The organism is Paenibacillus uliginis N3/975 (assembly GCF_900177425.1).
GTDB classification, from domain to species: Bacteria; Bacillota; Bacilli; order Paenibacillales; family Paenibacillaceae; genus Paenibacillus_AQ; species Paenibacillus_AQ uliginis.
Window position 1 is genome coordinate 6,322,407 of the sequence record NZ_LT840184.1, and the last position, 19,153, is coordinate 6,341,559.

18 protein-coding genes, 1 tRNA gene and 1 riboswitch are annotated in these 19,153 nt (G+C 43.3%); of the genes, 16 read left to right on the top strand and 3 right to left on the bottom strand.

The genetic code is table 11. The annotated features are described in order from the left end of the window. Nucleotides 1-176: 176 nt before the first annotated feature. The 8 genes from mnmE to B9N86_RS29405 all read left to right on the top strand — a co-directional run bounded on the left by mnmE (nucleotide 177) and on the right by B9N86_RS29405 (nucleotide 9,508). The gene (gene mnmE / locus B9N86_RS29370; protein ID WP_208916833.1) at nucleotides 177-1,553 is read left to right on the top strand and encodes a tRNA uridine-5-carboxymethylaminomethyl(34) synthesis GTPase MnmE; all 1,377 of its coding nucleotides are present in this window, start codon (nucleotides 177-179) and stop codon (nucleotides 1,551-1,553) included. A 46-nt stretch (nucleotides 1,554-1,599) separates the two neighbouring features. Further along, entirely contained in the window at nucleotides 1,600-3,486 is a 1,887-nt protein-coding gene (mnmG, locus tag B9N86_RS29375) for a tRNA uridine-5-carboxymethylaminomethyl(34) synthesis enzyme MnmG (protein WP_208916835.1), read from the top strand. Between the two features lie 8 nt (nucleotides 3,487-3,494). Further along, nucleotides 3,495-4,217 (top strand): 16S rRNA (guanine(527)-N(7))-methyltransferase RsmG, encoded by a 723-nt coding sequence (rsmG, locus tag B9N86_RS29380; RefSeq protein ID WP_208916837.1) that lies wholly within the window; start codon nucleotides 3,495-3,497, stop codon nucleotides 4,215-4,217. Nucleotides 4,218-4,850: 633 nt separating this feature from the next. Further along, nucleotides 4,851-5,669, top strand: a complete 819-nt coding sequence (gene noc, locus B9N86_RS29385) for a nucleoid occlusion protein (RefSeq protein ID WP_208916839.1) — start codon at nucleotides 4,851-4,853, stop codon at nucleotides 5,667-5,669. A gap of 296 nt (nucleotides 5,670-5,965) precedes the next feature. Continuing rightward, nucleotides 5,966-6,727: a ParA family protein gene (locus B9N86_RS29390; protein WP_208916841.1), complete on the top strand. Its 762-nt coding sequence runs from the start codon at nucleotides 5,966-5,968 to the stop codon at nucleotides 6,725-6,727. After that, entirely contained in the window at nucleotides 6,720-7,559 is an 840-nt protein-coding gene (locus tag B9N86_RS29395) for a ParB/RepB/Spo0J family partition protein (protein WP_208916843.1), read from the top strand. Before B9N86_RS29390 ends, B9N86_RS29395 begins: the two co-directional genes overlap by 8 nt. A 262-nt stretch (nucleotides 7,560-7,821) precedes the next feature. Continuing rightward, nucleotides 7,822-8,970: an aminotransferase class V-fold PLP-dependent enzyme gene (locus B9N86_RS29400; protein ID WP_208916845.1), complete on the top strand. Its 1,149-nt coding sequence runs from the start codon at nucleotides 7,822-7,824 to the stop codon at nucleotides 8,968-8,970. A gap of 37 nt (nucleotides 8,971-9,007) precedes the next feature. Continuing rightward, nucleotides 9,008-9,508 carry a DUF4446 family protein gene (locus tag B9N86_RS29405; protein ID WP_208916847.1) on the top strand — a complete coding sequence of 167 codons (501 nt, stop codon included), beginning with the start codon at nucleotides 9,008-9,010 and terminating at the stop codon, nucleotides 9,506-9,508. On the opposite strand, the gene yyaC is transcribed toward B9N86_RS29405, so the two are convergent. After that, nucleotides 9,480-10,085, bottom strand: coding sequence for a spore protease YyaC (yyaC, locus tag B9N86_RS29410; protein ID WP_208916849.1), 606 nt, complete (start codon nucleotides 10,083-10,085; stop codon nucleotides 9,480-9,482). The two genes, B9N86_RS29405 and yyaC, sit on opposite strands and share 29 nt — an antisense overlap. Nucleotides 10,086-10,239: 154 nt before the next feature. Here yyaC and B9N86_RS29415 point away from each other — a divergent pair, with 154 nt between their 5' ends. The 4 genes from B9N86_RS29415 to B9N86_RS29430 all read left to right on the top strand — a co-directional run bounded on the left by B9N86_RS29415 (nucleotide 10,240) and on the right by B9N86_RS29430 (nucleotide 11,864). Further along, entirely contained in the window at nucleotides 10,240-10,479 is a 240-nt protein-coding gene (locus B9N86_RS29415) for a putative Se/S carrier protein (protein ID WP_425298630.1), read from the top strand. A gap of 23 nt (nucleotides 10,480-10,502) precedes the next feature. Next, nucleotides 10,503-11,384, top strand: a complete 882-nt coding sequence (locus tag B9N86_RS29420) for a mechanosensitive ion channel family protein (protein WP_244562889.1) — start codon at nucleotides 10,503-10,505, stop codon at nucleotides 11,382-11,384. A 96-nt stretch (nucleotides 11,385-11,480) separates the two neighbouring features. Continuing rightward, nucleotides 11,481-11,699, top strand: coding sequence for a DUF951 domain-containing protein (locus B9N86_RS29425; protein WP_208916851.1), 219 nt, complete (start codon nucleotides 11,481-11,483; stop codon nucleotides 11,697-11,699). A gap of 74 nt (nucleotides 11,700-11,773) precedes the next feature. Continuing rightward, a tRNA-Ser gene (locus B9N86_RS29430) sits at nucleotides 11,774-11,864 on the top strand. Nucleotides 11,865-12,098: 234 nt separating this feature from the next. Here the strand turns inward: B9N86_RS29430 and mgtA are convergent. Both mgtA and B9N86_RS29440 read right to left on the bottom strand, forming a co-directional pair. Next, entirely contained in the window at nucleotides 12,099-14,744 is a 2,646-nt protein-coding gene (gene mgtA / locus B9N86_RS29435) for a magnesium-translocating P-type ATPase (protein ID WP_208916854.1), read from the bottom strand. Nucleotides 14,745-15,067: 323 nt separating this feature from the next. Then, nucleotides 15,068-15,239, bottom strand: a riboswitch (M-box (ykoK) riboswitch). A 524-nt stretch (nucleotides 15,240-15,763) separates the two neighbouring features. Beyond that, a complete protein-coding gene (locus tag B9N86_RS29440; protein WP_425298562.1) occupies nucleotides 15,764-15,961 on the bottom strand; it encodes a YjzC family protein in 198 nt (65 codons plus the stop codon). A 254-nt stretch (nucleotides 15,962-16,215) separates the two neighbouring features. On the opposite strand from B9N86_RS29440, the gene rpsF reads away from it, so the two are divergent. The 4 genes from rpsF to B9N86_RS29460 all read left to right on the top strand — a co-directional run bounded on the left by rpsF (nucleotide 16,216) and on the right by B9N86_RS29460 (nucleotide 18,539). Further along, nucleotides 16,216-16,500, top strand: coding sequence for a 30S ribosomal protein S6 (rpsF, locus tag B9N86_RS29445; RefSeq protein WP_208916856.1), 285 nt, complete (start codon nucleotides 16,216-16,218; stop codon nucleotides 16,498-16,500). A gap of 46 nt (nucleotides 16,501-16,546) precedes the next feature. Next, entirely contained in the window at nucleotides 16,547-17,032 is a 486-nt protein-coding gene (gene ssb, locus B9N86_RS29450; RefSeq protein ID WP_208916858.1) for a single-stranded DNA-binding protein, read from the top strand. Between the two features lie 21 nt (nucleotides 17,033-17,053). After that, nucleotides 17,054-17,326 carry a 30S ribosomal protein S18 gene (rpsR, locus tag B9N86_RS29455; protein WP_006207333.1) on the top strand — a complete coding sequence of 91 codons (273 nt, stop codon included), beginning with the start codon at nucleotides 17,054-17,056 and terminating at the stop codon, nucleotides 17,324-17,326. Between the two features lie 538 nt (nucleotides 17,327-17,864). Continuing rightward, nucleotides 17,865-18,539: an SOS response-associated peptidase gene (locus B9N86_RS29460; RefSeq protein WP_208916860.1), complete on the top strand. Its 675-nt coding sequence runs from the start codon at nucleotides 17,865-17,867 to the stop codon at nucleotides 18,537-18,539. Nucleotides 18,540-19,153: the final 614 nt, after the last annotated feature.

Sequence of the window (19,153 nt, forward strand, 5' to 3'; positions counted from 1 at the left end):
AGATTATATGACTCAATGACTCCTTGGTGCGAATAGGGAGTCATTGTTTTATTTAGAGATTACTTATCTCGCAAAAAAACCACCGCTAAATGCGGTCTGTCGCCTTTGAGGTACGTCGATAGACGTAAAGTAAAGAAATTATCCCACAATGAATAGTCAAAAAGAAGGTGAATGTCATGTTGAGCGATACGATTGCCGCGATTTCTACAGCGGTTGGTGAAGGCGGCATCGCGATTATTCGCGTTAGCGGTCCTGAAGCAGTCAAAGAAGTAGAAAAAATATTCAAGAGTAAAGAGAAATTAACCGAGGTGGATTCGCATACGGTTCATTACGGGCATATCATGGATCCTTTGAGCCGGGATAACCTTGAAGAGGTGCTGGTCACCGTGATGAGGGCACCTCGCTCATTTACGACAGAAGATGTGGTTGAGATCAGCTCACACGGCGGGGTTATTGCAGTGAAGCGGGTGATGGATTTGCTGTTGCAGCAAGATATCCGTCTCGCTGAACCAGGTGAGTTTACGAAACGGGCTTTTTTGAATGGAAGAATTGATTTGTCACAGGCAGAAGGGGTAATTGATCTTATCAGATCGAAGTCCGACCGGGCGTTCTCCGTTGCATTGAAGCAGGTGGAAGGAACATTGTCCCGCAAGATTAATGATCTGCGTCATACGCTCGTGGAAACCTTGGCGCATATTGAGGTAAACATTGACTATCCAGAGCATGATGTCGAATCACTCACTTCAGAATTCATAAAGGATAAGAGCCGGTTTGTGATGGAAGAGATCGACAAGCTGCTGAAGACAGCAGAAGAAGGTAAGATACTCCGTGAGGGCATTACCACAGCTATTGTCGGACGTCCAAATGTCGGGAAGTCGTCTTTGCTGAATACACTGGCTCATGATAATCGGGCGATTGTTACAGATATCCCAGGGACGACACGAGATGTTATTGAGGAGTTTGTTACGATTAACAACATTCCTCTTAAGCTGCTCGATACCGCAGGAATTCGGGAGACGATGGACGTTGTTGAAAAAATCGGTGTAGAGCGTTCTAAACATGCGGTAAATGAAGCAGATTTAATCCTGTTGGTACTGAATGCAAGCGAGCCTCTGCATGAAGATGAATTGGAATTGATGGAACAAATACGCGGTAGACAATGTATCGTGATTTTGAATAAAATGGACTTACCGTCACAGCTGGATATGGACATTGTACGTCGATATTATCCGGATGAGCTGATCGTTCCGATGTCTGTAAAGGCAGAGGAAGGAATTGACCGGTTGGAAGATGCTATTTCCGGGCTCTTCTTCAGCGGAAAGATAGAGGGCGGAGATCTGACCTACGTCAGCAATGTTCGTCATATCGCACTGCTTAAGAAATCGAAAAAATCATTGATGGATGCATATGAAGCGGCTGATCAGTACATTCCGATTGATATGATCCAGATTGATGTGAGGCTTGCTTGGGAGCAGCTTGGAGAGATCTTGGGTGAGGCGGTTGGTGATTCGCTGATCGATCAGATTTTCTCGCAATTTTGTCTTGGAAAATAAGCTTTCAAATATACAATTTTAAATATAAAAAACAGGAGGGTTTGCCATGAGTTATGCAGGAGGCACCTACGACGTGATTGTTGTCGGCGCAGGCCATGCTGGATGTGAAGCTGCACTGGCTTCCGCACGTATGGGTGCCGACACGTTGATGGTCACGATCAACTTGGATATGGTTGCTTTTATGCCTTGTAATCCGTCGATTGGCGGACCAGCCAAAGGACATGTTGTGCGTGAAATTGATGCCCTAGGCGGCGAGATGGGACGCAATATTGATAAAACGTTTATACAAATGCGTATGTTGAATACTGGTAAAGGACCAGCGGTACATGCACTGCGTGCACAGGCTGATAAGTTTTCCTATCAACATACCATGAAAGAAACGTTGGAGAAGGAAGATAAACTGACGATTCGTCAGGGGATGGTTGACCGTCTTGTTGTTGAAGACGGTGAGTGTGTAGGGATTGTCACGCAGACAGGAACGGAATACCGTGCCAAAGCGGTTGTGTTGACGACAGGTACCTATTTGCGCGGTAAAATCATCATGGGTGAGCTGACCTATGAGAGCGGTCCGAACAACCAACAGCCATCTGTGAAGCTGGCGGCAAATCTGCGTGAGCTTGGATTTGATCTTGTTCGTTTCAAGACGGGTACTCCTCCACGGGTGCATAAAGATACTATTGATTTCTCAAAGACCGAGATCCAGCCCGGAGATGACAAACCGAAGTTTTTCTCCTATGAAACGAAGTCTTCAGATAATGAGCAGCTGCCATGCTGGCTGACATACACATCGGAGGAAACCCACCAGATCCTTAATGATAACCTGCACCGTGCTCCAATGTACTCAGGTATTATTGAAGGAACAGGACCTCGCTATTGCCCTTCGATTGAAGATAAAATTGTCCGTTTTGCGGATAAGGCGAAACATCAGATTTTCCTTGAGCCGGAAGGTAAGAACACGAAGGAATACTATGTTCAAGGGTTGTCTACCAGTATGCCGGAGGATGTGCAGCTTGCGGCACTTCGTTCCATTCCGGGCATGGAAAAAGTAGAAATGATGCGCAACGGCTATGCCATTGAATATGATGCCATGGTTCCAACCCAGCTGTGGCCGTCGCTTGAAACGAAACGTCTGCCAGGATTGTTCACTGCAGGTCAAATTAACGGGACATCCGGTTATGAAGAAGCAGCAGGGCAAGGTATTATGGCCGGTATTAACGCTGCACGTAAAGTGCAAGGGAAGGAAGCTGTTATTTTGGACCGGTCGCAAGGATACATTGGTGTCTTGATTGATGACTTGGTTACGAAAGGTACGAATGAGCCTTATCGTCTGCTTACTTCACGTGCGGAATATCGTCTGCTGCTCCGTCATGACAATGCCGATTTACGATTGACTGACATTGGATATGAGATTGGATTAATCTCCGAAGAGCGTCATGCTCAATTCCTTCGTAAAAAAGCTTTTGTTGAGCAGGAGATTGAACGTCTTGGAGGGACGAAAGTGAAACCGGTAGACGTGAACTCCATGCTGGAAGCTGCGGGTTCTGCCTTGATACAGGATGGAAGTAATCTGCTTACTATTCTGCGTCGGCCTGAGATTACGTTTGCTATGATCGAATCCCTGTCTCCATCACCTTTTGATCTGGATGAGGAAATGAAAGAACAGGTAGAAATTCAAATAAAATATGCCGGATACATCGAGAAGCAGCTCGGTCATGTAGAGCGTCTGCAGAAGATGGAGAAGAAGCGGATTCCGGAAGATATTGTCTATGATGATATTCACGGTATAGCTATGGAAGCCAGACAAAAGCTTAATAAGATCCGTCCAATATCGATCGGCCAAGCATCCCGTATTGGTGGGGTGACGCCGGCTGATATTTCCATCCTCCTGGTTTACCTGGAGCATTACAACCGGGTTACGGCAGCGAAAGGATAGGCAAGTATATGGATGCCATTCAGGAAGCTTTTGTCCACCGCCTTAGTGAGCGCGGTATTACATTAAATGAGAAACAGCTGGACCAGTTTGAGAACTACTATAAAATACTGGTTGAGTGGAATGAGAAGATGAACCTGACCGGTATTACGGATCGGGATCAAGTATATACGAAGCATTTTTATGACTCGGTGAGTCTCGCATTTTATATAGATATGGAAAAAGTTAGCTCCTTAGCCGATATTGGTTCGGGAGCGGGCTTTCCCGGGATTCCGTTGAAAATTTGTTTTCCTCACCTTCGATTAACGATCGTAGATTCGCTGAACAAACGGATTAACTTTCTGAAGCATGTTGCTGACTCGATAGGACTGGAGCAGGTTGAACTGCTGCATGGCAGAGCAGAGGAGATCGCTCGCAAGCACGGATACCGTGATGGCTTTGATCTGGTAACAGCACGTGCAGTAGCCAGAATGGCTGTGCTGAATGAATTCTGTTTACCTTTTGTTAAGGTGGGAGGACAGTTCGCCGCGATGAAGGGTAGCGATCCTTCGGACGAATTAAAAGAAGCATCACGAAGCTTAAAGGAACTGAGAGGTACACTGGGCAAGGTACATTCATTCTCACTTCCTGTGGAAGAGTCGGATCGACACATTGTCGTAATTGACAAAAAGGGTGCTACTCCGGCTAAATATCCTCGCAAAGCAGGAACAGCAGCCAAGACACCTCTTATTTAACAACCTATATCAATTATATAAATCAAAGGAATGTTTCACGTGAAACATTCCTTTTTTTGTTTAGAGATAAAAAAGTATAAACACCGGAGCAAACTGCATCCTTATTTCGCAAGAAAAACAACCGCTAAATGCGGTCTGTCTTCTATGAGATGCGTCGATAGACGTTTTTGTTATTTGTGAACAGTAGTTGACCTCCGTCATGCAATACCACACTGTGCCATGAGGGTTTCGCGCTGTGAAAAAGATTGTAATTCAGAAGCAGAGAGAATGTCGTCCGTATTAAGCGAAATGGATATCCTTTTGTATAAATACACCAAAATTGCAGGAAAAAAAGGTGAGTTTGTAGAATAGGATTATAGGACAAAAAGTGGTAGAATAGAATCGTAGTACCAGTTAATAGAGGCCGGACATAAACCGGTCCATTTTTTGCTGATGTCATGAAGAATGTAATGTTTTATGCAGGGAAATGCCTGACTCTACATGGGGTATTTTTACAGTTAGGTCGTTATTCTGGCTCTACTGTAGGGATTAACAGTTTTTATGTCACTCATGTCGGCTGCCGACTTGTAATCGGTATGGTAGAGAGTAGGGGCGTCGTCCATGCTATCATGAAATTAGGTGGTAATATACGGAATGAAAGAACAATTTTCGAAGTTGTTTGGCTTAGCGGCGGAACGTAATAATGGGGATGAAGTGAAGCATATTCCGGTGAATGAGGTTGTAAGCAGCCCCTACCAACCGCGTACGATTTTTGATGATGAAAAAATCGATGAATTGCTACAGACCATCAAAACACATGGTGTCATTCAACCTATTGTCGTTCGTGTCCGTAATGGCGTGTATGAGATTATTGCCGGTGAGCGTCGTTGGCGTGCGGTTAAAAAGCTGGGGCTGGATACAATCCCCGCGATTGTTCGGGATTTTAATGATTCCCAAGCTGCTTCTATTGCTTTGATTGAGAACTTGCAGCGGGAAGGTCTGACGTCGATCGAAGAGGCGGTTGCCTATCAAAAATTGATCGATCTTCACCAGTTAACTCAAGAGAGTCTTGCGCAACGCCTTGGTAAGAGCCAATCCACCATTGCTAACAAAATTCGACTACTGCAGCTCCCGGAAGAGATAAAGATGGCGCTTATGGAACGTAAAATTACGGAGCGTCATGCTCGTGCACTGCTATCTTTGGACAATGAGGAAACTCAGCTGAAGGTATTGGGTGAAGTGATAGCCAAAGAATTAAATGTTAAACAGACCGAAGCACGAGTAGCATTTTATAAAGAAGTAACAACGATGAAAAAATCGAAACGAATCTCATACAGCAAAGATGTTCGTTTGGCTTTGAACACCATTCGTCAATCGATTGATATGGTGTCGGGATCGGGTATGGCAATTAAGACGACCGAGAACGATCATGAAGACCATTATGAGATTGTTATTAAAATTCCAAAAAGATAACGATAGTATGACATGAAAGCGTGAGAGCGGTATTCATTGTGCCGCTTTTTCTGTTGACCTAAGAAGCAGCTTAAGAGGTCTACCTCCTAGGAAGACAGACCGCATTTTTTGGAGCTTAACGCATTTATATCTTCAAAAAATGGTTTCGTGTCCGAACCCAGCGGATTGCGCATAACCGTTCCGGTACTGTCTCTCAAAGGGCAGCCGATAATCCAAATGTGCAATATACGGCATGATTGCTGTATATCATCTATTGCAGCCTACTAGAAGAGTCTTCCTACATTGAGGTGAAATGAGTGTCTAAAACAATTGCCATAGCAAATCAAAAGGGCGGGGTCGGTAAAACAACGACTTCTGTCAATCTGGGCGCGGGACTGGCTTCGCTAGGCAAACGGGTGCTTTTGGTGGATATTGATCCCCAAGGGAACACGACCAGTGGTGTCGGCATTAACAAAGCAGATGTTGAAAACTGCATTTACGATATTATCATTAACGAGGTACATCCGAAGGATGCTATAAATCCAACGAATATCGAAGGACTGGATATCATTCCTGCAACCATTCAGCTCGCTGGAGCGGAGATTGAACTTGTTCCAACGATTTCACGTGAGGTCCGGTTGAAGAAGTCTCTTCAGTTGGTCAAACCCAATTATGACTATATCCTGATTGATTGTCCTCCGTCACTTGGCATTTTGACGATTAACTCTTTGACGGCTGCGGATTCGGTCATTATTCCGATTCAATGTGAATATTATGCGCTGGAAGGGTTGAGCCAGCTGCTGAATACAGTGCGCCTGGTACAAAAACATTTGAATACTTCTCTCAAAATTGAAGGTGTACTTCTAACCATGTTGGATGCTCGGACTAATCTGGGAATTCAGGTGATTGAAGAAGTTAAAAAGTATTTTCAGGAAAAAGTGTACAAGACCATTATTCCAAGAAATATCCGCTTAAGTGAAGCTCCTTCTCATGGACAGTCGATCATAACTTATGATCCTCGTTCCAAAGGAGCAGAGGTATACTTGGAGTTGGCAAAGGAAGTGATCTCTTATGAGTAAACGTTTAGGAAAAGGGTTGGATGCGCTTATTCCTTCTTTGTCTATTAACGAGGATGATAAAGTCGTTGAAATTCCGCTTAGTCAGTTACGGGCCAATCCGTATCAGCCTCGGAAAACGTTCAATGAAGAGGCGATCCAGGAGCTCGCTGAGTCGATTCGGCAGCATGGTGTGATTCAACCGATTATTGTACGCAGTGTTCTTAAGGGATATGAGATTATTGCTGGTGAACGCCGTTTCCGAGCATCTCAATATTGTGGTAAAGCTACGATTCCAGCTGTCGTCCGTTCTTTCAGTGACCAGCAAGTTATGGAAATCGCTCTGATTGAGAACCTCCAGCGTGAGAATTTAAATGCAATGGAAGTGGCAGTTGCATACCAAGGGTTGATGGAACAATTTTCCTTAACGCAGGAAGAGTTATCTATGAAGGTTGGTAAATCACGATCGCATATCGCTAACTTTTTGAGGTTGTTGTCTTTACCAGAAGAAGTAAAGGAAAATGTTTCACGTGGAACATTGTCAATGGGACACGCGCGGGCGATCGTGGGATTGAAAGATCCTGTGCTCGTTAAACAATTGGCGAAACAGTGTGTGGAACAAGAGTGGAGTGTTCGTGAACTTGAAGAAGCGGTGAAAAACTTAGATCGCAAGTCCGAGGAAAAAGATAAGGTGAAAGTGAGAAAACGGGATCCTTATATTGATCACCTAGAAGAAAATTTGCGCGAGCGGTTCAAAACAACGGTTAAAATAAAACACAATAAGGATAAAGGGAAGATCGAGTTGAACTATTATAGTAAACAAGATTTGGAACGATTGCTCGATCTATTGCAATAACTTCACTTTAGGAAAAATGTGTTTTAAAATAATGAAAGCTGCTAAAATAATCTATGACGAAATTACTTCGTCTAATTATAACTTGCTAATTTGGAATATCACATCTTGATGAGGAAAGACATGTCGGTGTTCCTTAACAGGAACAAGGCATGTCTTTCTTATTGTGAGAAATGAAAGGCTGCACATATTCTTATATTCTTGCGGAATGAATCACTCCGAATTAAATGGTTAAATCGTTTCGTTGGATTGAAGGAGATGCGGGATGGACTCAGTCATTTATCTGGACCACGCGGCCACCTCGTGGCCAAAACCTCCGGAAGTGATGGAGGCTATGAAGTCGGCGATGAACGATGCGGCTGCTAACCCAGGGCGTGGAAGTCATCGCATGGCTGTGAATGCATCAAGAGTGCTTTACAACACACGCAGAATATTAGCGGAATTGTTCGTAGTCAAAAACCCTAATGATATTGCGTTGACCTCGAATACGACAGAGGCACTGAATTTAGCGATCAAGGGATACCTTGGTGAAGGCGATCACGTCATTGCCACGATGATCGAGCATAATTCAGTAAGGAGACCATTGGAGTATTTGAAAAGGACCCGAGGAATAAGTGTTGATTATATTTCGGTTGATGCAGATGGGCAAGTGGACTTAAAAGAGGTAGAGAGAGCATTTAAAGCGAATACTCGGCTTGTCGTTTGTTCACATAGTTCAAATCTGCTTGGTTCAATACTCCCTGTGAAAGAAATTGGGGATCTGGCAGCTCGCCATGGAGCCGTACTCCTTGTTGACGCGGCTCAGAGTGCAGGGATGCTTTCAATTGATGTGACTGATATGGATATCGGTATGCTGGCTTTTCCGGGTCATAAAGGGCTTCTAGGGCCTCAAGGGACGGGAGGGCTCTATATCTCTCCGGATATAGAATTGGAACCGTTGCTACATGGTGGGACTGGTAGCCAATCCGAAGCTGTGGAGCAGCCGAGTGTGAGGCCGGATCGATATGAGGCAGGAACGCCGAATACGATTGGTTGTGCAGGTCTTCAGGCGGGTGTGAAGAAGGTGTTGGAATGGACACCGGAGAAAATCTACCACCATGAATGGGAACTCACACAACGGATGATGGAGGGGCTATCCTCTATACGAGGGGTGAACATATTAGGTCCAGGTTTAGGGATGCCAAGAACGGGAATCGTATCCTTTGTGGTAGAACAGAGGGATGCCTCCGAGCTAGCATTTAAAATGGATCGGGAATATGGTATTGCCGTACGGGCAGGCTTCCATTGTACTCCGCTGGCGCATATGGCGGCAGGCACGGAAAACACTGGCGCTGTTAGAGCCAGTGTTGGGTTATGGACTAGCAAAGAGGATGTTGACATCATGGTGGATGCCATGGCTAAAATCCAGGCCTGATCGACAGATCAAGATTGAGGAGAAGGAATGAAGAAGTATGTCTGAATTAAATGAATTGATTATGGAACAACTTCATTGGTTTGTCGTCGGAATGATCGTCATCATCTTGACTTTATGGGTAACCGTAATCGCCCAAGGTGCAAAGGTTCGCAAAATGCGGCGTGCATATGATGCGATGATGTCCGGTAGTGGAGTGGAGGATCTGGAAACACTGCTCCTCAATCTGAAAATTCAAATGGACGCAATTGAAGAGGAACAAGGAAATCATCGCTCACATCTGGATACTATAAGCCAAACTTTAAAAGGGGTAAAGTCCAAAACGGGTATCGTAAGATACAATGCTTTTGGTGAACGGGGGAACGATTTGAGTTTCTCTATAGCCATCCTAAGTGAAAGAGGGGATGGGTTGGTACTTACCGGCCTATATAACCGGGAAAATTCATTTGTATATGCCAAACCGTTGAAAAACGGCGAATCCCAGCATTCTTTATCTCCTGAGGAAAAAGAGGCTATACATCTCGCGCTGCAAGAAGGGTAGTACGATTCCATTCCTTCATAGCAGAGAAAAGACAATTGGCAATAATATCAGACAGCCGCATAACGAGACTTAAACGAGTGTTTTGTAATACGAAGTATTCCATAAAGCCGCCGACATTGACGATGCCAGTTACATGGATATCGCCGACCGGCGGCAATTCTTTATGTACACCTGCACCAGGACGCAGAGGGCCGTCTGAAACTTGAATGGATCCAACGCTTGCCGATTGACCAAGACAGGCATCGATACCAATGATAAAGGGGTTGTCGAATTGTTCGTTTATCATAGTGAGCGTTTCTTTCAGGTTCATAGCGTGCACAGGCTCATCCAAGGTGCCATATAAATGGAACAGCGAGCTGTTGTAACGAGAGAGAGATGTACCTACAAGTGGACCAAGGCAATCTCCAGTGGAACGGTCCGTGCCGATGCAGACGATGACTAATGGACGGCGTTGAACTCCTGAAGATAGATGATAGAGCAGACGATGAATAATAGCAGAATGGATTTCAGGATCGGTATGTGGTATTTTTAAGCTTGAAAACTCCTGACGGGCTGAGTGTTTAGATAAACGGTTCATAGGTAGAATCTTCCTTTCGTCTGCGAATGGTAGTATCAGTATATGGATGAAAGAATGTTTTTATACTTCCAGATTGGCAAAAGAAAGATTAAAATGTTCATAGACTAGTGATCAATAGGGGAAGAGGTATTTGGAGGTGTGCGGTGTGTCAGGTATGATGCTGATCGCTTTCGATTCTACGCAACAAGCGCTTAGGGCGGAAATGCTGCTGGATTACGCAGAAATTGAAATTGATTTATTTCCGACACCGAAAGAGATTACAGCAGGCTGTGCATTATCAATTCAGTTTCCACCCACTGCGTTAAAAGAGGTAAAGGAAATCATCGCCCATGAAAAGGTTGAGATCCGGGGGGTTTTTGCGCAGAATGACAACGAGATTTATATAAGCATCTAGAGCAAGACGGGGAGGAGCACCAGATGGAAAATCAAGATGGTTTATTACCGGAGGAGACTGGAAAAGCTCTGGAGGAGGCTCTTCAAATGAGTGATGTTTTTTGGAATTGGATAACCGATGTAGATATGTGGATGGGTGTATTATTTGCCGCAATTCGAGTACTGGTCATATTTCTACTAACCCGTCTCATTATACGAATTGTATATAAAATGATAGATCAGTTTTTACAGAAACAGGAGAAAAGTAAAATTAGTGTGAATCCACGTCGTTTTGTTACGGTGGGAGAACTTTTAAAAAATGTAACGGCATTCGTTTGTAACTTTGTAATGGTACTGATTATTTTGTCAGAGTTTAATTTTGAACTCGGGCCGCTGTTGGCCAGTGCAGGTGTACTTGGATTAGCAATCGGTTTCGGGGCACAAAGCTTGGTTAAAGACGTAATAACTGGTTTTTTCATCATATTGGAGGATCAGTTTGCTGTTGGTGATATGATCAAGAGCGGAGAGTTCAGAGGTACGGTAGAAGTAATCGGTTTGCGTACAACTCGAATGACTGGATTGAATGGGGAAACGTATATTATTCCTAATGGATTGATTACGAGTGTAACGAACTATTCTGTATCCAATTCGCTTGCGGTCGTAGATCTGCCGGTGAAGAATGAGAAGCGAGTGAATGAAACGTTGGCGCTTATTCAACGGGCACTTGAAGGCATTGCAGAGCGTCAGCCTGAGCTGCTGCGAGATCCTGAGGTGCTCGGAATTCAGTCGCTGACAACGGCTGAATACGTGGTGAGGATTGTAGGGGAATGTCATCCGAATTCCCGGGGAGTTGCTGAACGGGAAATTTTCAAGGATATTAAACAGGCACTTGAAGAGGACGAGCTGTGTCAGTCTTCACAAGGATAATGGTTGGATCATGGTTTGAAGCTTGATGGCATGAGTTATAGTGTATAGAATAGATAACAACATAACGGTGCAGAACAATCTAAAGGGGGAGCGGGTATGGAACGCAAAGTGTTTCAATTGGGGGATGTTGTTCAGATGAAAAAGCCCCATCCCTGCGGAAATAATGAGATGGAGATCATTCGTATGGGAATGGATATCCGGGTCAAGTGTACGCGTTGCCAGCATAGTGTACTAATTCCGCGAGCTAAATTTGAGAAGAATATGAAGAAGGTGTTGCGGTCTGCAGCCGCAGATGGTGGAATCGTCGAAACTTGATCGCATGACAGCAAGCACTTGATAGCAGAAGTATTGACCTGCTTCATAAGACATGTTATAATCAATCGTGCTGCGGAAAGGTACCCAAGAGGCCCAAGGGGGCTGACTCGAAATCAGTTAGGCGTCGCAAGGCGTGCGTGGGTTCGAATCCCACCCTTTCCGCCACCTATCGTTAAAGCCTGCTGTTATGCAGTTTTTAGTACGAAATGTGATCCGCAAGCTGATCGAAATACATACGGTATGTGCTAGCTAATTCCGAAGCACTTTACTGATTACGGAATACCCTCTACGTGATTATCGCGCAGGGGGTATTTTTTCGTTATGGATAAAAGAAGACGACTTTCAATTCAAAAATTGAATCGAGAGTCGTCTTTTTGTGAAATACCCTGTAACAGAAGCCTATAACCATTCGTTAAACTTACGAATGTACCATTTCTTCACAAGCTGCGTCAGTGCACAATAGCTTAGCAAAATGCCTAATAACCATGGGAAATATTGTAGCGGTAACGGTTGTAAGCCGATACTTTCGCCAAAGACTGAGAACGGAACATAGATGCCTGCAATCATAATAGCGCTGGTTAGCAGCATGACGGGCATGCTGGCACGGCTTTGGAAAAATGGTATTTTCTCAGTACGGATCATATGCACTATCAGTGTTTGTGATAATAGTCCTTCGATAAACCATCCGGACTGAAACAGTGATTGATCTGCTGCGGTATTGGCTGCGAATACGAAATACATGACAAAAAAAGTGATGTAATCGAAAATAGAGCTGATCGGGCCTACAAAGATCATAAATTTTCCGATAGATTTGGCATCCCATTTCTTTGGTTTTGCCAAGAACTCTTTATCCATACGATCCCAAGGGATGGATAGCTGTGAGATGTCATAGAACAGATTTTGAATGAGTAGATGAATCGGCAGCATTGGCATGAATGGCAAGAAGGCGCTAGCGCCTAATACACTGAACACATTGCCAAAGTTAGAGCTGGCAGTCATTTTGATATATTTAATAATGTTGCCAAATGTTATACGGCCTTCAATCACACCTTGCTCTAATACCATTAAGCTTTTTTCAAGCAAAATAATATCAGCAGATTCCTTCGAGATATCTACCGCCGTATCTACCGAGATACCTACATCAGCATCCTTCAGAGAGGCAGCATCGTTGATCCCGTCTCCCATAAACCCGACAGTATGCCCCTTGCTTTGCAGCGCACGCACTATTCTCGCCTTTTGCATCGGATTTAGTTTGGCAAAAACGGTTGTTCTCTCAGCCAGATCAGCTAGCTGCACGTCAGAGAGGTTCTCAATTTCATGGCCTAATACAATCTGATCTGCTTGCAGACCAACATCTGTACAAACTTTGCGAGTGACTGCCGCATTATCACCTGTAAGCACTTTGATCTCCACGCCGTTTGTTTGCAAAGCTTGAATTGCGGTCGCGGAGCTTTCCTTGGGTGGATCAAGGAATCCGATAAAGCCAACTAGTACTAAATCCTTTTCATCCTTTACTCCATACGGTTCATCATTGGGTGCCGACTGTTTCATAGCTACGGCAATTACACGTAAACCATCAGTATTTAATTTTCGTACAAGCTGTTGTACATTGATGTGAATTGTCGGTGTAATGGGGATGATTTGTCCGTTATCAGATACGTGTGAGCAGATGCTGAGTATTTCTTCCATCGCGCCCTTACAAATGAGAACATGTTCATTTTCCTTTTTCTCCAAAACGACAGACATCCGGCGACGATTGAAATCGAAAGGGATTTCATCAAACTTGGTATAATTGTTCTTAGCACCTAGCACGTCTGTTAGTTCAGCATGCTCTAACACGGCGACATCGAGCAAATTTTTAAGCCCGGTCTGGTGAAAGCTGTTCAAATAAGCATATTCCAGCACTTTAGCATCTTCATTGCCATGAATGTCTAGGTGTTTTGATAGTATAATCTTGTCTTCCGTTAGCGTCCCGGTTTTATCCGTGCATAAAATATTCATAGCTCCTAAGTTTTGGATTGCATTGAGACGCTTAACGACAACTTTATTGCGAGCCATAGCATTTGCGCCTTTGGCCAGATTGGCAGTTACAATGACCGGCAGCATTTCTGGCGTTAATCCGACGGCAACAGAGAGGGCGAAGAAGAAGGCTTCGATCCAGTTTCCTTTAGTAAAGCCGTTGATGAAGAAAATAATAGGCACCATAATGAGCATGAAACGAATAATGACAAAGGTGACGCTGTTCACCCCTTTATCAAAGCTTGTCATCGGCCGCTTGCCGACAAGTGTTTTGGCCATGGAACCCAAATAAGTGGAAGCTCCGGTAGAGACAACAATAGCTGTTGCTGTGCCGCTAATAACATTGGTCCCCATATAACACATATTATTAAGCTCTAACGGGTTTGTTGGCATTTGATATCTATTTCTCGCTTTGCTTCCATCGTGAGGCATCATGTCTTGTTTCTCAATCGGCAATGATTCCCCGGTTAGAGAAGACTCGCTGACAAAAAGGTCTTTCGATTCGATTAATCTTGCATCTGCTGGAACTAGGTCGCCTGCTGAGAGGTGTATCACATCACCAGGCACCAATTGCTCCGTATCGATTTCTTTTCGGATAGAATGCCGGGTGACAGCCACGGTTGTTTTGACCATCGCCTTCAGTTTTTCAGCGGTTCGGATGGAACGAAACTCCTGAGTAAATGTAATGAGTACACTGATGGAAACCAATGTGCTGATGATAATAACGGCTTCTATATCATTGGTAAAATAAGAGAACACATCTAATCCGAGTAAGATCAGAATAAATGGATTTTTAAAGCACAACAGCAATTGAATATACCATGCCGGTGGCTTTTCAGACGCAATCTGATTGTTTCCATATTGATCAAGTCTATTCTTGACTTCGGATTCAGAAAGCCCTTGAGGATTTGTGGAAAACTCCTCCATCAAATCCTCTGTAAGACAAGTAGAGGCATAGATTAGGCGCTTTGAGATTTCTTTGTTCATAGTTTCGTTGTTCAATTTTTGTCTCTTTTGTTTTTTCATTTTGATTCCCTCCCATACAGAAATAAACACAAAAAAAGCTCTCCCCTGAATCGGGAGAGCTGACCTTATTTATGTTCATCCTTGCATTCGTATGTCAAATACGCATACTTAAGCAGACCCGCCCTGGCTGTAAGGGCAGATGGAAACAGAAGTATGGGAAACATACCGATGCAAAGAGAACATGGTCCTCCCTTTTCGCAGGATTTAAATTTAAACGTGCACTTCGACTACTAGGACTACCGTCCATGGATTGTTTCCCCCCTTTACACAAATAAAATACCCTCTAACAAAGCTAGAGGGCTAATGAATGCATACAAAAAAATATTCGCTCCCCTAGCCGAGTTTTGGCACTATACAACGTAAAGAGAATTATTTCTCTTAGCCACCTTATGAAAAGCCTTAATTCGGCAATCCCTGTTCTACCCATGGGCATCTTTCGATATTTCTGGGCAGTGGCCTGTGTTTGTATAGGAGCCTCACCTAACGAGGACATATTAAATTCAGTTGAATCTTAACCTTGTAAACTTCAAATTGTCAACCGCCAAATACTGGAATAATAAAATAGGAGATATATCCTATCATGTGCAGCATGTGATTTTATGTTATAAAAATGGTTTGTCATTTGCCTCTTTTGGTTGTGGATTTTTTCCTTCTATAATAAAGGAAAAAGAAGGACCCTTTCGGGTCCTTCCACTGGTTAGGCGGTGCCTGTGATATGGAATCTATAGCTTACACATTCGCAATACCTTGGTCCATCAGCCTTTACTTGTCCAGTACGGTCAAGCGCTTTGCTTATTCCCTCCGCATGCTACCCGTGCAGAGTAAGACCCTATGCGTAATTCAGATGCGTTGTCCAACGGAACCACACCTCTCTCATTGCACCGCCTAATGATATTGTGTGTAATTATCGGAATGTTATACATGATGAGAAAAAATATTTTCCCGCACAGCGTGGGATACCCCGGTATTATGGAAAAATACACTCTGTAGCGCAGCTGGTCATAAAATCGCTGTACAAGTTACTTAGGCTGAATCCGTCTTTTGTTCATCCATACACGGTCATCATTCCGATTGTCGGGAAACTTGTCTCCCTTTTTAAGTTTAACCTGTTGTGGATCCTCAATACCCATAATATGGTCTTTTACACCGACTTCGATATATACACCGTTGTTGGGAGCTGTCTCTCCGCTGTGGAACTCACTGCGTTCGCCCATCATGATTCCTCCTTCAATTATAATGACATGCTTTCTTAGGGTGTACCGAGGAGCCGGGAAACATGGCAGGGAAAGAGCGGAAGGGCATATGAGGTTGATGAATAACAGACCTATTGGGCATCGATCCCTTTACGTTCAACAAGGAAAAGAAACTTGCATCCGATCATCCGTTCTGATATATTATTATGGTGCGAGTTTACGCTCGTTCCTTGCTCCCAACATGATTGGGGGCCGAAGTCCATAAGGAGGTGAAAGATATGCGCAAATATGAAGTGATGTACATTATTCGTCCTGACATTGAGCAAGAAGCTGTTCAAGCGGCAGTCGATAAATTCCAAGGCATCATCTCCAACGGCGGAGAAATTACAAAGCACGACGTAATGGGTAAACGCCGTCTTGCGTATGAGATCAAGAAATTCCGTGATGGCGTGTTCGTTCTGGTGAACTTCAATGCAACACCTGAAGTTATTACTGAACTTGAGCGTATCATGAAGATTTCTGACGAAGTAATTCGTTATCTCATTACGAACGACGTAGCCTAAGACCGAGGGATTTTTGTAATGAATTCGTTCTAAGGAGGGGATTGGATTGTTGAACCGTGTCATTTTGATCGGCCGGCTAACCCGGGATCCGGAGCTGCGCTATACGCCAGCAGGAGTAGCGGTCACACAGTTTACGCTTGCTGTAGATCGTCCATTTACTGGACAAGGCGGGGAACGAGAGGCGGATTTTATTCCGGTCGTTACCTGGAGACAGCTTGCTGAAACGTGTGCCAACTATCTGCGCAAAGGCCGTCTGACGGCTGTGGAAGGGCGCATTCAAGTGCGGAATTACGAGAATAACGAAGGTAAACGTGTATACGTCACCGAAGTGATTGCCGATAATGTCCGTTTCTTGGAATCGAACCGAGATAGCAGCGGAGGCGGCGGAAATCGTGAGGAATCGTCGTTTGGCGGAGGAAGCAGCAACAGCGGCGGAAACCGTGGAAACAACAACAACTCGCGCAACAATCAGGATCCTTTTTCCGATGAAGGAAAACCGATCGATATTTCGGATGATGATTTGCCATTTTAATAAAGGAAGGACTGACAAAGCATGGCTTTTAAGCAAAGAGAAGGCGGAGACAACGACAAAAGACCGGCACGCCGTGGCGGCCGCAATAAGCGTCGTAAAGTTTGTTTCTTCACTGTGAATAAAATTACTCACATTGACTATAAAGATACTGATTTGCTCAAGAAGTTCATCAGCGAGCGCGGCAAAATTTTGCCACGTCGTGTGACTGGAACTAGTGCAAAATATCAGCGTGCCTTGACGATTGCGATCAAACGCTCCCGTCAAATCGCATTGCTTCCATACACTACGGAGTAGTTCTTCGTTAAGTGAGAAAAGCAGCTCAGCCTATATGGCTAGGCTGCTTTTTTTGTGTTGATCATGTATATGAATAGATGGCAGGGAGGGATTATTTGTCTACTCAGTACGGACAAATGTTCATAAAATGTAATGTTGTTGAGTAGTTCAAGAATTTATTCAAGAGAAATAATAAATGTACAAATGTCTCTTCTGAATGGACAGTGATTTTATGTGAAAAATATAACTTGAATTTTAAATACTTAAAGTGACAATAGACAGCTTGTAAAAGTCATCTGTTTATCTTCTGAAACCAGCTATTATGAATATTTCTCTCTATTAAAAAGAAAAGCCTTGATGAATAGGTGATGATGTAAGCTTGTCTTTTCCCATAAGACGTTAATCATGTGGAGATCCATGAAGTGAGGATAGTTGAAGAAAAGCGCGCTACTGTAATTGTTGAAGGATCAAAAACAAATGTCTCCTCCTAGGAAACAACATTCTCTCATGCATAATATACCTCTTTTATCCAAACGATAAGGAAAAGGAGGGATTTCTAATGTGCAGACGATTTTCAATGTCCGCTGGTATAGATGAGATAGGCAAACATTTTGAAATTAACAGGGTGATGTATTTTTATAAGAATCGTTACAATATCAGTCCGACTCAAAGTGTACCGGTGATTCTTCATGACCAAGGTGAACGGGTGCTTGATGAGTACCGATGGGGATTGGTTCCATATTGGGGCAAGGATGCGGTGAATGCAGACCTGAGTGCGGTGGATCAAAATCCGACATACCGAAAGGCAGTTGATTTACGGCGTTGCGTTATTCCGTGTAATGGCTTTTACTACTGGCGGACTGTGGGGAAAAAGAGTTACGCCGTAAGGGTAGTAATGCCGAACAATGAACTGTTTGGAGTTGCAGGTCTGTATGAAACTTGGCGGAATGCTAAAGGAGAAAAAATGAGAACCTGTACCATGCTGATGACAGGGGCTAATGTGTTCATTCGTGAATTTGAGGAGCGCATGCCGGCGATATTGTCTACAGAGAGCATGGAAACTTGGTTAAATCCTGAATGCAAAGGATTTAACAATCTGCAACCGCTGCTAAGATCGTATGATGGGTCCATGCGGATTTACCCGGTAACACCATTGGTGGCTAATGACAATCATGATCATCACCAGTGTATAGAAGAGATGGATCTCAAGCTGGCTTGGGTTAAAAATTTGTAAAGGCATAAAATGTTAAATTTCAATTGATTGTTAAGTAAAATAAAAAAAGTGCCAAACAACCCGGTGAATCGGGTTGTTTTTTTGTTATAGAGTTAAATCTAACCGTTTACTAAATGTTACATGAAAAACTTCTTAGACGAACCAACACGAATATTTGGGTTAGTCTTTATTCCCTCAATATGACCTATAATTATCATTTTAACACAGGAAAGCATGCATGCGTCAAAATAACTGCATTTCATGTTAAATAACTTAACATGAAAATCTTTATAAAAATTTATTTAATGAAAATTTGTGAAAAAATTATGAACAATACATTAAAATTTCCATATTTTCTGAAAAAAACATAAGCAAGAAATTTGACTTTAACTACATTTTGTAAACTAAAATCAACGGTTAAAAACATTTTTTTTAGAAAAAATTCGAAAAAGTAATTGACGTCACCTATTTTTACACGTATCATAACATTAATTTTACAGAGATGAAGATATTCTTAGAGACTTTGGTACTAATTGACCAATGGTATATTTTTTGGAAGATTATATACACCATTTACATCCATGCTACTGAACATCCTAGATTCACTAACCTGTAATTATTTAAGGATGATTTCT

Bases quoted from the DNA above. Each gene is read 5' to 3' on its own strand.
- B9N86_RS29460 (WP_208916860.1), top strand. From the start codon at position 17,865: ATGTGCAGACGATTTTCAATGTCCGCTGGTATAGATGAGATAGGCAAA.
- yyaC (WP_208916849.1), bottom strand. From the start codon at position 10,085: ATGAACCGTTTATCTAAACACTCAGCCCGTCAGGAGTTTTCAAGCTTA.
- mgtA (WP_208916854.1), bottom strand. From the start codon at position 14,744: ATGAAAAAACAAAAGAGACAAAAATTGAACAACGAAACTATGAACAAA.
- B9N86_RS29440 (WP_425298562.1), bottom strand. From the start codon at position 15,961: ATGATGGGCGAACGCAGTGAGTTCCACAGCGGAGAGACAGCTCCCAAC.
- B9N86_RS29405 (WP_208916847.1), top strand. From the start codon at position 9,008: ATGTCTGAATTAAATGAATTGATTATGGAACAACTTCATTGGTTTGTC.
- B9N86_RS29400 (WP_208916845.1), top strand. From the start codon at position 7,822: ATGGACTCAGTCATTTATCTGGACCACGCGGCCACCTCGTGGCCAAAA.
- noc (WP_208916839.1), top strand. From the start codon at position 4,851: ATGAAAGAACAATTTTCGAAGTTGTTTGGCTTAGCGGCGGAACGTAAT.
- mnmG (WP_208916835.1), top strand. From the start codon at position 1,600: ATGAGTTATGCAGGAGGCACCTACGACGTGATTGTTGTCGGCGCAGGC.
- rpsF (WP_208916856.1), top strand. From the start codon at position 16,216: ATGCGCAAATATGAAGTGATGTACATTATTCGTCCTGACATTGAGCAA.
- rpsR (WP_006207333.1), top strand. From the start codon at position 17,054: ATGGCTTTTAAGCAAAGAGAAGGCGGAGACAACGACAAAAGACCGGCA.
- B9N86_RS29415 (WP_425298630.1), top strand. From the start codon at position 10,240: ATGATGCTGATCGCTTTCGATTCTACGCAACAAGCGCTTAGGGCGGAA.
- B9N86_RS29425 (WP_208916851.1), top strand. From the start codon at position 11,481: ATGGAACGCAAAGTGTTTCAATTGGGGGATGTTGTTCAGATGAAAAAG.
- mnmE (WP_208916833.1), top strand. From the start codon at position 177: ATGTTGAGCGATACGATTGCCGCGATTTCTACAGCGGTTGGTGAAGGC.
- B9N86_RS29420 (WP_244562889.1), top strand. From the start codon at position 10,503: ATGGAAAATCAAGATGGTTTATTACCGGAGGAGACTGGAAAAGCTCTG.
- B9N86_RS29395 (WP_208916843.1), top strand. From the start codon at position 6,720: ATGAGTAAACGTTTAGGAAAAGGGTTGGATGCGCTTATTCCTTCTTTG.
- rsmG (WP_208916837.1), top strand. From the start codon at position 3,495: ATGGATGCCATTCAGGAAGCTTTTGTCCACCGCCTTAGTGAGCGCGGT.